Source organism: Dyella thiooxydans (assembly GCF_001641285.1).
GTDB lineage: Bacteria > Pseudomonadota > Gammaproteobacteria > Xanthomonadales > Rhodanobacteraceae > Dyella_A > Dyella_A thiooxydans.
On record NZ_CP014841.1, the window covers coordinates 660413 to 673048 of the forward strand.

The 12636-nt window shown below is 66.9% G+C and carries 14 protein-coding genes; 4 read left to right on the forward strand and 10 right to left on the reverse strand.

Annotated features, from left to right (window positions below):
- Positions 1-51: 51 nt before the first annotated feature.
- On the reverse strand, positions 52-1419 hold the full coding sequence (purB, locus tag ATSB10_RS03005) for an adenylosuccinate lyase (protein WP_063670368.1): 1368 nt from the start codon (positions 1417-1419) through the stop codon (positions 52-54).
- Between the two features lie 268 nt (positions 1420-1687).
- Between purB and ATSB10_RS03010 the strand changes: the two genes are divergently transcribed.
- Complete coding sequence (locus tag ATSB10_RS03010; RefSeq protein WP_063670369.1) at positions 1688-3070, forward strand: class II fumarate hydratase; 1383 nt, start codon at positions 1688-1690, stop codon at positions 3068-3070.
- Between the two features lie 33 nt (positions 3071-3103).
- Here the strand turns inward: ATSB10_RS03010 and ATSB10_RS03015 are convergent, their stop codons facing one another.
- The 9 genes from ATSB10_RS03015 to ATSB10_RS03055 form a co-directional block, all read right to left on the reverse strand.
- Entirely contained in the window at positions 3104-3535 is a 432-nt protein-coding gene (locus ATSB10_RS03015; RefSeq protein WP_063670370.1) for a DUF6326 family protein, read from the reverse strand.
- Positions 3536-3644: 109 nt separating this feature from the next.
- The gene (locus ATSB10_RS03020) at positions 3645-4055 is read right to left on the reverse strand and encodes a PDZ domain-containing protein (protein WP_063670371.1); all 411 of its coding nucleotides are present in this window, start codon (positions 4053-4055) and stop codon (positions 3645-3647) included.
- A gap of 57 nt (positions 4056-4112) precedes the next feature.
- Positions 4113-4820 (reverse strand): YggN family protein, encoded by a 708-nt coding sequence (locus ATSB10_RS03025; protein ID WP_063670372.1) that lies wholly within the window; start codon positions 4818-4820, stop codon positions 4113-4115.
- A gap of 58 nt (positions 4821-4878) precedes the next feature.
- A complete protein-coding gene (locus tag ATSB10_RS03030; RefSeq protein WP_063670373.1) occupies positions 4879-5442 on the reverse strand; it encodes a DUF2884 family protein in 564 nt (187 codons plus the stop codon).
- A 75-nt stretch (positions 5443-5517) separates the two neighbouring features.
- Entirely contained in the window at positions 5518-6483 is a 966-nt protein-coding gene (locus ATSB10_RS03035; protein WP_063670374.1) for a hypothetical protein, read from the reverse strand.
- A complete protein-coding gene (locus ATSB10_RS03040; RefSeq protein ID WP_063670375.1) occupies positions 6480-7337 on the reverse strand; it encodes an ABC transporter ATP-binding protein in 858 nt (285 codons plus the stop codon). The genes ATSB10_RS03035 and ATSB10_RS03040 overlap by 4 nt, the downstream gene beginning before the upstream one ends.
- Positions 7334-7708, reverse strand: coding sequence for a GntR family transcriptional regulator (locus ATSB10_RS03045; RefSeq protein ID WP_017463180.1), 375 nt, complete (start codon positions 7706-7708; stop codon positions 7334-7336). Before ATSB10_RS03045 ends, ATSB10_RS03040 begins: the two co-directional genes overlap by 4 nt.
- A 4-nt stretch (positions 7709-7712) precedes the next feature.
- Entirely contained in the window at positions 7713-8039 is a 327-nt protein-coding gene (locus ATSB10_RS03050) for a hypothetical protein (RefSeq protein WP_063670376.1), read from the reverse strand.
- A gap of 699 nt (positions 8040-8738) precedes the next feature.
- Positions 8739-9323 (reverse strand): FMN-dependent NADH-azoreductase, encoded by a 585-nt coding sequence (locus tag ATSB10_RS03055; RefSeq protein ID WP_063670377.1) that lies wholly within the window; start codon positions 9321-9323, stop codon positions 8739-8741.
- Positions 9324-9443: 120 nt separating this feature from the next.
- Between ATSB10_RS03055 and ATSB10_RS03060 the strand changes: the two genes are divergently transcribed.
- From ATSB10_RS03060 to ATSB10_RS03070, 3 genes are read left to right on the forward strand one after another with little or no spacing between them, the layout of a single operon-like run.
- Positions 9444-10415, forward strand: coding sequence for a LysR substrate-binding domain-containing protein (locus ATSB10_RS03060; RefSeq protein ID WP_063670378.1), 972 nt, complete (start codon positions 9444-9446; stop codon positions 10413-10415).
- 50 nt (positions 10416-10465) lie between these two features.
- Positions 10466-11611, forward strand: coding sequence for a pyridoxal phosphate-dependent aminotransferase (locus ATSB10_RS03065; RefSeq protein WP_063670379.1), 1146 nt, complete (start codon positions 10466-10468; stop codon positions 11609-11611).
- Complete coding sequence (locus ATSB10_RS03070) at positions 11608-12417, forward strand: amidohydrolase (RefSeq protein ID WP_063670380.1); 810 nt, start codon at positions 11608-11610, stop codon at positions 12415-12417. The genes ATSB10_RS03065 and ATSB10_RS03070 overlap by 4 nt, the downstream gene beginning before the upstream one ends.
- The last annotated feature ends 219 nt before the right edge of the window (positions 12418-12636 follow it).

A 12636-nucleotide genomic window follows, 5' to 3' on the forward strand; every position in this document is an offset into this window, starting at 1 on the left:
CGCCCCGGCGGATGGCCGGGGCGCTCTGCAGGCAGCGGGGACCAGCGACCGTCAGATGTCTTTGGCCAGCCCCTCGGCCAGGCCGATATAGCCGCCCGGGGTGAGGTCGAGCAGGCGCTGCTTGTCGGCGGCGGGCAGGGCCAGGCCATCGATGAACTGGCGCATGGAATCCCGGGTGATGCCCTGGCCGCGGGTCAGCGCCTTGAGCTGCTCGTAGGGCTCGGGCAGGCCGTAGCGGCGCATCACGGTCTGTACCGCTTCGGCGAGCACTTCCCAGCTGGCGTCCAGGTCCGCGGCGAGGCGGTCCGGGTTCACCTGCAGCTTGCCCAGGCCCTTGGCCAGCGACTCCAGTGCGACCAGGGTGTGGCCGAACGCGGTGCCAAGCGCGCGCAGCACGGTGGAGTCGGTCAGGTCGCGCTGCCAGCGGCTGATTGGCAGCTTCTCGGCGAAGTGGCCGAGCAGCGCGTTGGCCAGGCCGAAGTTGCCTTCGGCGTTCTCGAAGTCGATCGGGTTGACCTTGTGCGGCATGGTCGAGGAGCCGACCTCGCCGGCCTTCAGCGCCTGCTTGAAGTAGCCCAGCGAGATATAGCCCCAGATGTCGCGGGACAGGTCGACCAGCACGGTGTTGGCGCGGCGCACCGCGTCGCAGTACTCGGCCACGCCGTCGTGCGGCTCGATCTGGGTGGTGTAGGCGTTGTAGTCCAGGCCCAGGCTCTCGACGAAGCGCTGGGAGAACGCGCGCCAGTCCAGCTCGGGGTAGGTGATGGCGTGGGCGTTGTAGTTGCCCACCGCACCGTTGATCTTGCCGCTGATCTCCACCTCGGCCAGCTGCTTGCGCTGGCGCTCCAGGCGGGCGACCACGTTGGCCAGTTCCTTGCCGAGCGTGGTGGGCGAGGCGGTCTGGCCGTGGGTGCGCGAGAGCATCGGCAGCGCAGCGTGGGTATGCGCCAGGCCGCGCAGGGTGGCAATGATCTTGTCGAACGCCGGCAGCAGCACCTGGCTGCGGGCGTCACGCAGCATCAGCGCGTAGGACAGGTTGTTGATGTCCTCGCTGGTGCAGGCGAAGTGCACGAACTCCTTCGCCTTGGCCAGCGCCGGATCGGCGTCCATGCGTTCCTTGATGAAGTACTCCACCGCCTTGACGTCGTGGTTGGTGGTGGCCTCGATGGCCTTGATGCGTGAGCCGTCCTCCACCGCGAAGCGGTCGGCGATGGCCTGGAGCGTGGCGACCTGGGCGTCGGCGAACGCTGGCAGCTCGGCGATGCCCGGCTCGGCGGCCAGCGCCAGCAGCCAGGCGATCTCCACCTGCACGCGCCGGTGCATCAGGCCGTATTCGCTGAAGATCGGACGCAGCGATTCGGCCTTGCTGGCGTAGCGGCCGTCCAGCGGGGACAGGGCGGTGAGGGCGTGGGTGGACATCGAGGGCGTTCCGGCAACGGGAAAACCGCCATTTTACATGGCGACCCGCCCTGACGGCTCGCGCGCTGTTGCCCTTGTAGGAGCCCGCTCGCGGGCGATGCTCTTTGGCTTGGCTTGGCTTGGCTGTGCCTTGCCGGTGGCCTCGATGAGCATCAGGAGCAAGGGCATCGCCCGCGAGCGGGCTCCTACGGGGTAGTGCGGCGGGATGTTTTCGCCGTGCTTACGGGCAGGCGCTTATAGTGCAGCGGTCTTTTCAGGGAGTGTTGCCATGAGCGGATTCCGCATCGAACACGACAGCATGGGCGAGCTGCGGGTGCCTGCCGAGGCGCTGTACGGCGCGCAGACGCAGCGGGCGATCGAGAATTTCCCGGTGTCCGGGTTGACCCTGCCGCGTGGCTTCATCCGGGCACTCGGCCTGATCAAGGCGGCAGCGGCCGAAGCCAACCTCGCGCTGGGGCACCTGAAGAAGCGCCAGGCCGCGGCCATCCGCAAGGCCGCCCAGGCGGTCGCCGACGGCCAGTTCGACGACCAGTTCCCGATCGACGTGTTCCAGACCGGCTCGGGCACCAGCACCAACATGAATGCCAACGAGGTGATCGCCCACCTGGCCGGCAAGGCCGGCACCAGGGTGCACCCGAACGACCACGTGAACTACGGGCAGAGCTCGAACGACGTGATCCCCACCGCGATCCACGTCAGCGCCACCTTGCTGGCCGCCGAAGAGCTGCTGCCGGCCCTGAAGCATCTGAAGAAGACCATCGAGCGCCGCGCACGCGAGCTGAAGAACGTGGCCAAGACCGGCCGCACCCACCTGATGGACGCGATGCCGGTGACCTTCGGCCAGGAGCTGTCCGGCTGGGCTGCGCAGATCGGCGCGGCGATGGAACGCATCGAGGATGCGCTGAAGCGCCTGCGCCGTCTGCCGCAGGGCGGTACGGCGGTAGGCACCGGCATCAATGCCGATCCGAAGTTCGGCGCCACCTTCGCGCGCGAGCTGAAGAGGCTCAGTGGGCAGAAGTTCGAGACCGCGGCGAACTACTTCGAGGGCATGGCCGCGCAGGATGGTGCGGTGGAACTCTCCGGCGCGCTGAAGACGCTGGCGGTGGCGCTGATGAAGATCGCCAACGACCTGCGTTGGATGAACTCCGGTCCGCTGGCGGGCCTGGGCGAAATCGAGCTGCCGGCGCTGCAGCCCGGCTCGTCGATCATGCCGGGAAAGGTGAACCCGGTGATCCCGGAGGCGACCGCCATGGTGGCGGCGCAGGTGATTGGCAACGACGCCACCATCACCATCGCCGGGCAGTCCGGCAATTTCCAGCTCAACGTGATGCTGCCGCTGATCGCCTACAACCTGCTGCAGTCGATCGGGTTGCTGGCCAATGTGTCGCGCCTGCTGGCGGACAAGGCCATCGATGGTTTCAAGGTGAATAAAGCGCGGGTAGACGAGGCGCTGGCGATGAACCCGATCCTGGTCACTGCGCTGAACCCGGTGATCGGCTACGAGAAGGGCGCCGCGACGGCCAAGCAGGCCTACAAGCAGAAGCGCCCGATCATGGACGTGGCGCTGGAGACCACCGGGCTGTCGAAGGACGAATTGAAGAAACTGCTCGACCCAGTGGCCTTGACCAAAGGGGGCATCCACGGTCGGTGAGCCGACAATCGGCGATGCGCGCAGCGTCTGGACTCAACCATGCGCGGCGATGCGGGGCCAGCGCCACGCATACCAGACCACCAGCAAATGCAGGACGATCTCGACCACCGCCATGGCCTCGTAGAACACCCACCCACCGGGCATGAAGAGGATCACGATGACGGTGTAGGCCAGTCCGAGCAGGATGTTGAGCGGCCGATTGATCGCTGGCCTGAGTGCGAGCGACAGAAACACCATCAGCGCAGGAAAGGTAACCAGCGCCGCCGTGCCGAACAGCACGCCCTGGGTGGTCGGGCCCAGCGAGCCCATCTGGCCATTGAACATGGCCTTCAGCGTACCCGGCACGAACAGGCCGAAATAGTCGCCGTAGATGTAACAAAACATCACTGAGGTCCACAGCGCAGCAAGCTTCAGTTGAACGGGAGCGCGCCAGTGCTCCAGTGACCGCCTTGGGGTGCCATCCATGGTGAATCTCCGATAGTTGGAAAAGGGGGCAGATCACACCCTGGTTGGCAACGTGAGGTGCCTCGCAGGAGCTTGCCGGCGGCCGGTGTGTGCGGAAACGACGACGCCATCAATGGTGTCCCGGCGAACCGGACCAGGGGTGCGGATGCACCAGCGCACCGAGTTTCCCGGCGGCGAGCGCGACATCCATGGCATGCCCCCTGCGTTCGAGCGTGAGCTTTACCGGGTCCTGCATGTGCGCGTTGGCGTAGGTCACCAGATCCTTTACGTGTGCGACGGAGTGGCCGTCGACGGCGGTGATGCAATCGCCCTCGTGCAGCCCATCGCGGCCGTCAGGTGCGATCGTGGCAACCACGACGCCGTTGCCGTCCTTCGAGGACAGGTCAAGGGCCTGGCCGTTGGCTCCCTTCCAGGTCAGGCTCTCGGCGGTGCCGTGCATGCTGACGTACCAGCCGGCATGGGCGGGGGCGGCCAGTGCTGCGGCCAGGGCGAATGCGGCGCTCAGCGCGATATGGCGCATGGTTCTCTCCGTGAAATGTCCGTGCTCCCCTGAAGGGGGCTTCCCGCGGCAGTGCGGTCAGTCGTTGTCGCTGTCGTCGTCGTGGATATCCTTGCCGCAGTCGTCCACGTCCTTCTGCGTCATGGTGGCGTAGGGGCGGAACTCCGGCATCGACGCGGCCAGTTTCTGTTGCGAGGCGAGCATCTCGGGCATGCGTCCGCACAGCTTGAGCGCGGCCGCCTTGATCTGCTCGGTCTGTGGCTTGATCCGCGCTTCGATGTCCTTGTCGCTCTTTCCGGTCAGTGCGCCCCAGATGGCTTCCTTGGCGGCCTGCGTACCGATGGCGGCGCCGCTGGCGCCGATGTCCATGCCGGCCTCGGCGACTCCGATGATCTGCTGGCGGTAGTCCAGCAGCATGGTGTGCTGTTCCGGCGTGGCCGACACGGTCTTGCCGGCGATCACCAGGTCGCCCTGCGGGGTGATCACTGCCTTGGGTCGATCGCTGGGGGCGCGGTTGTCGTCATGATCGTTGCCGACGTTGACGTGGACATTGCTGATGTCGATGTCCTGCGTGGCCAGCTCGCGCTTGGCCTGGTCGATGCCCTTCTGTACCTGTTCGGCGATGAACGAGGGCGAGGTCTTCTGCTGGACCTCTTTCGCCGCGTCGGCCAGGCCGCTGGAGGCACTGGAGGCGGCGGAGTCGGTCTGGTCGGTGTGGCCGCACGCCGCGAGGGGCAGGGTGAGCGCCAGGGCCAGCAGGCCGGTGGTGACTGCATTGCGTTTCATGGAAAGCCTCCCTGTTCGTGATGGAGCGGCGACCGCAATCGTGCGGTCGGCGGGTGGGTCAGTCGTTGTCGTCCTTGCGGCACTCGTCCACGCTGGCCGCGGTGATGAGGTTGCCGTAGGGCTTGAAGGCCGGTAGCTGGTCGGCCAGCTGGCCCTGCACGGCACGGATGCCGGCCATGTCGTCGCAGATCTTCATGGCCGACTGCTTGACCTTGTCGGCCTGTGCCTGCACGCGGTCCTCGACGGACTTGTCGTCGCCGCCAGCGATGCTGGACACCGCACCCTTGAGCGCCTCGCCGGCGATCGCCGCACCGGCCTTGCCGGTCGCCAGCCCGTGCTCGCGCACGGCGGAGGCGTCTGCGTAGTACTGCACCAGCAACGCGCGCTGCGCGGGTGTCAGATCGACCGGCTTGCCGTCCACGGCGAAGTCGCCGTTGGCGCGGATGGTGGCGCGGGGTGCGTCGTCCGCACGCAGGGTGACCCGGTCGTGGGCAACGCGGATGGCGCCGTTCTCGATACTGGTGTTGCCGGCGGAAACCAGGGTGAAGTGGTCACCCTGTCCATCGCAGCCGATCAGCAGTGTCGCGGCCAGGGCCAGTGGAACGAGTCGCACGAGTTTCATGGGGTACTCCGGAGATCCTTTGCCGGGAAAGAAAACGCGGCGGCCTTGCGGCCGCCGCAACGGGGAGAACTTGCTTCAGCTGTCGTCGCGCCAGCGGCGGAACCAGATGGCACCGGCGATCAGGCCCGCACCGACCACCACACCAATCCACAGGTTGGGCGTTTCGATCGCCGCCCAGCTGCGGCTGAGGTTCATGATGTCCAGGCCGCTCTCGCCGTTGATGGTCAGCGCATGCGGGCTGCCGTTGTAGGCAGTGAAGCTGCCGCCAGGGAACACGCTGAACAGGCCGCGGACCACGATTTCCTTCCAGAACCAACTGGTCGGCAGGTTGAACAGGCCCATGATGCCGAACCAGCTGATCAGCAGGCCCGAAGCCACCGGCAGCACCACCGCCCAGAGGAAGGGCTTGGTCCGCGCCCAGGCCGAGCACAGCAGCAGCCAGCCGGCGGAGGGCAGGGCCCACAGCACGTACACCGGGATGTAGCCGAGCAGGTTGCCCATGACCCGGAACGGGTGGGCCAGGGTGAGCAGCTGCCACACGTTGACGCCGTGGAAGGACAGCGTGATCGCCACGATCACCAACTGGGCGAAGCCCGCGGCGATGCCAGCCAGTACCGCGATGACCGGGGCCAGCACGGTGGCGCTGACCAGCTTGGACAGCACCGTGCTGGTGTCGGAGATCGGCAGCGACTTCCAGAACAGGATGCTGCGGTCACGACGGTCGTCGTACAGGGCGCCCAGGCAGTAGAAGAACACCACGAAGCCCAGTACCACGGTGATGATCGCCATCGAGGAGTACATGGCGACGTCCAGTGCGATGCCGACCTTGCTCATGTCGCCTGCGTCCATCTGCGACATCACGTTGCGCAGCTCACCGCTGGCGCCGAAATTGATGCCGTGGCGGGCGCCGATTACCTCGGCGGCAATGATCCCCATCAGGTTCAGCAGCAGGAACACGCCGCCGGTGATCACCGGCGCCCACAGGAAGCCGCCGCGGTGCTCCCAGAACTCGCGCTTGACGAGCCAGAGGAAGGTTTTCATTGGTAAGTCCCCTTCATGGTGGCGACGAACAGGTCGCTGACGGACGGCCGGCGGGTCTCGCCCAGGCCCTCCAGCACGGCCCGGTCGGCGCCGTCGAACAGGAAAATGCTCTTGCCGAACACGGTGCGCTCGTCGATCGGACGCAGGGCGCGTGCGGCTTCGGCGCGATCGGCGCTCACCATCACTTCGACGAAGCGGTCGCCCATGGCGTCCATGTCGGTGTCCAGCACGATCTTGCCGTCGCGGATGAACATCAGGTCGGTGAGGATGTGCTCGATCTCCTCCACCTGGTGGGTGGTGACGATGATCGTCTTGTCCTCGTCGAAGTAGTCCTCCAGCAGGCGCTGGTAGAACTCCTTGCGGTAGAGGATGTCCAGGCCGAGCGTCGGCTCGTCCAGCACCAGCAGGCGGGCGTCGATCGCCATCACCAGGGCCAGGTGCAGCTGCACGATCATGCCCTTGGACATCTGCTTCACCCGCTGGTTGGGGGTGAGCTTGGTGCGCTTGAGCAGGGCCTCGCACTTGGCGCGGTCGAAGCGCGGGTGGATCGCCTCGACGAAGTCGATCGCGTCGTGCACCTTCATCCAGCGCGGCAGCACGGCCACGTCGGCGATGAAGCAGACCTGTTCCATCAGCTTGTTGCGCTGGGTGCGCGGGTCCAGCCCGAGCACGTGCAGTTCGCCTTCGAACGGGGTCAGCCCGAGGATGGCCTTCAGCGCGGTGGTCTTGCCGGCGCCGTTCGGGCCGATCAGGCCCACGATGCGACCGGACTCGATGGTGAAGCTCGCGTCGTCCAGGGCGATCGTGTTCTTGTAGTGCTTGCGCAGGCCGCGCGCGGTGATCACGGCGTTCATGCGGGTTTCTCCGTGCCGTCGCCGGCCTCTCGCAACAGGGTTTTCAGGTCGAGCCCGAGCCGCTGCAACCGGGCAAAGAGGGTCGGCCACTCCTCGCGCAGGAAGCGCTCGCGCTCGGACTTGAGCAGTGCCTCACGCGCTCCATCGTTGACGAACATGCCCAACCCCCTCCTTTTTTCAACCAGTTGATCGTCGACCAGCTCCTGATAGGCCTTGGAGACGGTCAGCGGATTGATCTGGAAATCCGCTGCCACCTGGCGTACCGACGGCAGCGGGTCGCCCTCGTTCAAGGCGCCGTCCAGGATCATCGCCACCACGCGTTCGCGCAGCTGGCGGTAGATCGGGACGCTGTCGTTCCAGGTGATGGTCATGAAGTTATTCCTTGGTGCTGATGCGGCCGAGCTTCTTGCCGAACGAATAGTAGGGCATGGCCATCGGCGCCCCGATCAGCGGCAGGTCGGCTTCGGCGCGGACGCCCAGTCCGCCCGGAGCCGGCTGGCCGGTTACCTCGGTGACGGCGGTCAGCGCGGCGGCACGCATTTCCTCGGCCGACGGGGTGACGTTGACGGGGGCCAGGTCGATCACCTTGACGCCGTTGATCTCGGCGACCGGGACCACGGTGATGCTGTGGTTGACGGCGGCGAGGCTGGCGGCGGTGATCAGGACGGCGGCGGACAGCGCGAGCAGGTTCGGTGCTTTCATGACGAGTCTCCTTTAGTGATCTCGTGGACCGGTGTTGTAGTGAACTATAACACCACATTTCGAGCCGTCAATAGATCGCATCGAAATTCACAACATGACTGATGGCCTATGCCGGGAGCCTCGTGTTTGCGCCGTTCCACCAGCGGGAGCCGTTTCGCTCGGCCTCTCGCGTCCGGCGCCAGGGTGGGATTCCCGGTTCTTCGGCCGGCCGGAAAGGTCCCGGCGGGTCGATCCGGAAGCGAGCAAGGCGTTGATGGACGGCGCGGCAGGGTTGCGGGCGTCAGGGGGCTCGGGACAAGCGGTTCCCATGCGGTTGCCCCCGGTTTGGCGCCTGCACGGCGCGACGGCTCGGGCCGCAAGGAAGAAGCCCGGGCGTGAAGCGTCGGTACCGTTATCGCGAAAGGGGGCGGGATGCGGACGGTGGGCGCGGATCGCGATGCCATGCCACTACGGCGCGTGGACGGGGTGCCCAGGCGTCCGGGGCGTCCACGCGGGAGCGGCGGCGGATCCGGCAGCAGCGGTCAGCGGGCGGCCGACCGGTGCGGGGACATGGGGAATGCGCGGTGGGATTGGAGGATCGGGCTCGTGCCGGTGGCATCGACGTACGGGCGATTCGCCGGGACGGGCACGTCTGGATACCGGCCGCCAGCCGTCGGCGACGCCTTGTCCGCGGCGCCGACGGGGATGCGCAGCGGGGGATCAGGCCGCCTTGCGGAGGACCAGCTGGCCGATGCTCGTGTTGGCCTGCTCGAGCGCCTTCTGACGGGCCTCGTCGCCCATCGCTACGCCCTCGGCGCGGACAAACTCCAGATCGGTAATGCCGATGAAGCCCAGCGCGGTGCGCAGGTAGTTTTCCTGGAAGTCCATGGCCGCGGCCGGACCCTGGCTGTAAATCCCGCCACGCGACGAGGCGATCACCACGCGCTTGCCACCGGCCAGTCCCTCGGGGCCGTTGGGGCCGTAACGGAAGGTGCGGCCGGCCACCATGATGCGGTCCAGCCACGCCTTCAGCGTGCTGGTAATGGAAAAGTTGTACATCGGCGCGCCGAGCACCACGATGTCGGCGGCCAGGAACTGCTGCAGCACGGCTTCGTCCTTCTGGGCGGCCTCGCTGCTGGCGTCGGCGTGCGGTTGCCAGTGCGGCAGCGGTTCGGCGGCAAGGTCGCGATAGGTAACGGTACTGGCCACACCGTCGCGGCGGAGCTGGGCGACGATCGAAGCAGTGAGCTGGCGCGAGACGGAATGTCCGCCGAGGGCGCTGGTATCGAGATGCAGGACGTTCATGGGAATCCTCGTTTTCATGCCAATGCCGGGCGTTCCGGCGCTGGATGAAACGATAGATTGGAAACAATTAATGGATAAGACGGGTATTTCGGGACGTATAGTCCTAAAAGGGAAACAATGATGTATCCATTGACCGGTACTCTGCAGGACCTCAACGATCTCTACTTCTTCGCTGCCGTGGTCGAGCACAAGGGCTTCTCTGCTGCAGGACGGGCGCTGGGCATTCCCAAGTCGCGCCTGAGCAAACGCATAGCGCAGCTGGAGGAGCGCCTGGGCGTCCGCCTGCTGCAGCGGACCACGCGGCGCTTCGTGGTGACCGAGGTCGGCGAACGGTTCTACGGTCATTGCCGCGCCGTGCTGGAAGAGGCGCAGGCGGCCCAGGACGCCGTGGATGAGCTGCGCGCCGAGCCGCGCGGCATGGTGCGGCTGAGCTGCCCGGTGTCGTTGACCCAGACCATGCTTGCGGACGTCCTGCCGGACTTTCTGCTGCAGTATCCGAAAGTGCAGGTGCGTGTGATGGCGTCGAACCGGCGGGTGGACGTGATCAGCGAGGGGGTCGACGTGGCCATCCGCGTGCGTACCAGGCTGGACACCGATGCGACCCTGGTGGCACGCAGCTTCGGCCACTCCCGGGTGCTGCCCGTGGCAAGTCCCCGATTGCTGGACGAACACGGTCGTCCGTCCACGCCGCAGGAACTGTCCGCATTGCCGGCGTTGTCGATGCAGGAACACGACGGCACACAGAGCTGGGAGCTGATCGACGCAGCCGGGGAGCGGGTGGTGGTGGACATCCAGCCGCGACTGGTCTGCGGCGACTTCGCCATGCTCTTGTCGGCCGCCCAGCGCGGCGCGGGCGTGGCCATGCTGCCCGAGTTCGTCTGTGCCCCGGCGGTCTCGCGCGGCGAACTGGAGGTGCTGTTGCCGGAATGGAGCACGCCGGAAGGCATGATGCACTTCGTCTACCCGAGCCGGCGCGGACAACTGCCGGGCGTGCGCGCATTGGTGGAGTTCCTTGCCGAGCGGCTGCCGGCCGCGGCGCGGCGCGAGAGCGACATCTGCACGGGCCACAAGCCGAAGGCGCCGGCCGCGTGACGCGTGCTAGCATCGGCGTTTAGCCATCCAAACGCACAGACACCAGACACATGCAGATAACCAGCAAGCTTCCCGCGGTCGGCACCACCATCTTCAGCGTGATGAGCCAGCTCGCGGCGGAGCACAAGGCAGTGAACCTGGGGCAGGGCTTTCCCGACTACGAACCGCCGCAGGCGCTGCGTGAGGCGGTGACCCGGGCGATGGCCGAGGGCCGCAACCAGTATGCGCCGGGCATCGGCCTGGCGCCGCTGCGCGAGGCGATCGCCCGCAAGACCCAGCGCCTGTACGGCCATGCGGTGAACCCGGACACCGAGGTCACGGTGACCTCCGGCGCCACCGAGGCGATCTTCTCGGCGATCGCCGCGCTGGTGCGTCAGGGCGACGAGGTGATCGTGTTCGATCCGGCCTACGACTGCTACGAGCCGGCGATCGACCTGCAGGGCGCGCGGGCGGTGCACATCCCGCTGACCCCGCCCAGCTTCTCGATCGACTGGCAGCGCGTGCGCGATGCGATCACGCCGCGCACGCGGATGATCCTGGTGAACTCGCCGCACAATCCGTCCGGTGCCGTGCTGTCGGCCGACGACCTGGACACGCTGGCCGACCTGCTGCGCGACACCGGCATCATCGTGCTGTCCGACGAGGTCTACGAACACATCGTGTTCGACGGCGCCGCGCACCAGAGCGTGCTGCGCCATCCCGAACTGGCCGCGCGCAGCGTGGTGGTGTCCAGCTTCGGCAAGACCTATCACTGCACCGGCTGGAAGGTCGGCTACGCGGTGGCGCCGGCCGCGCTGAGCCACGAGTTCCGCAAGGTGCACCAGTACGTCACCTTTTGCACTTTCCATCCGGCGCAGGTGGCCTTCGCCGAGTTCCTGGATAGCCATCCGGAGCACTACCTGGAGCTGCCGGCGTTCTACCAGGCCAAGCGCGACCGGTTCCGCGCGCTGCTGGCCCCCTCGCGCTTCAAGCTGCTCGACGTGCCGGGCGGCTACTTCCAACTGGTCGACTACTCGGCGATCCGCGACGAGGATGATCTCGCGTTCTGCCAATGGCTGGTACGCGAGGGCGGTGTGGCGGCGATTCCGCTGACGCCGTTCTGCGCCACGCCGCCGGGCACCCGGCTGGCACGGCTGTGCTTCGCCAAGAGCGATGCCACCATGGAGCAGGCGGTCGAACGCCTGGTGCGTCTGTGAGCGCGCTGCAGCCGCTGGTCGTCACCCTCGTGCAGGGCGCCACGCGCTGGCACGACGCCGAGGCGAACCGCGAATACTACGGTGGCCTCGTGCGTGCACATGCCGGCACGACGGACCTGTTCGTGTTGCCGGAGACCTTCCTGTCCGGCTTCAGCAACGACACCCGCGTCAGCGCCGAGACGATGGACGGTCCCGGTGTGGCGTGGCTGCGCGCGCTGGCCACCGAGGTCGGTGCGACGATCACCGGCAGCCTGGCGATCCGCGAAGGCGACACGGTCTACAACCGACTGCTGTGGGTAACACCGGACGGGGACCTTCAGCAGTACGACAAGCGCCACCTGTTCCGCATGGCCGGCGAGCACACCCGTTACGGCGGTGGCAGCGAGCGGCTGATCGTCGAGCTGAAGGGCTGGAGGATCCTGCCGCAGGTCTGCTACGACCTGCGCTTCCCGGTGTGGCTGCGCAATGGCCGCAACGAGGAAGCGTCCGGCGGCATGGACTACGACCTGGCGCTGTTCGTGGCCAACTGGCCGGCGCCGCGCCGGCAGCCATGGCGCACGCTGCTGCGCGCCCGCGCGATCGAGAACCTCAGCTACGTCATCGGCGTGAACCGCGTGGGCGTGGACGGCAACGATCTTCCGTATGCGGGCGACAGCGCCGTGCTGGATCCGGTGGGCGAGCCGCTGATCGAGCTGGGTGCGCAGGAGCAGGTGGCGACCGTGCGCATCGATCCGGCGCCACTGCTCGCCCATCGCGAGCGCTTTCCCGCCTGGATGGATGCCGACGCGTTCCAACTGCTGTCGTGAAGGATGACGGGCGTGTAGGGGATTTCTCGGCACGCCTGTCGGGTCATCGCGCGACGATGCGCGAGGCGCGGAAAAAGGTGATTTCCTCCATCTTTTGCGCTTGATCCGTCGCATCTCCGGCCCGTAGCCTTGCGCGGCGTCTGGCGAAACCGGGGCACGGGAAGTGCGCCTTGGCCGCCGGCGCAAAGCCAGGGGATGCACACCAATGCTCAAGGACGA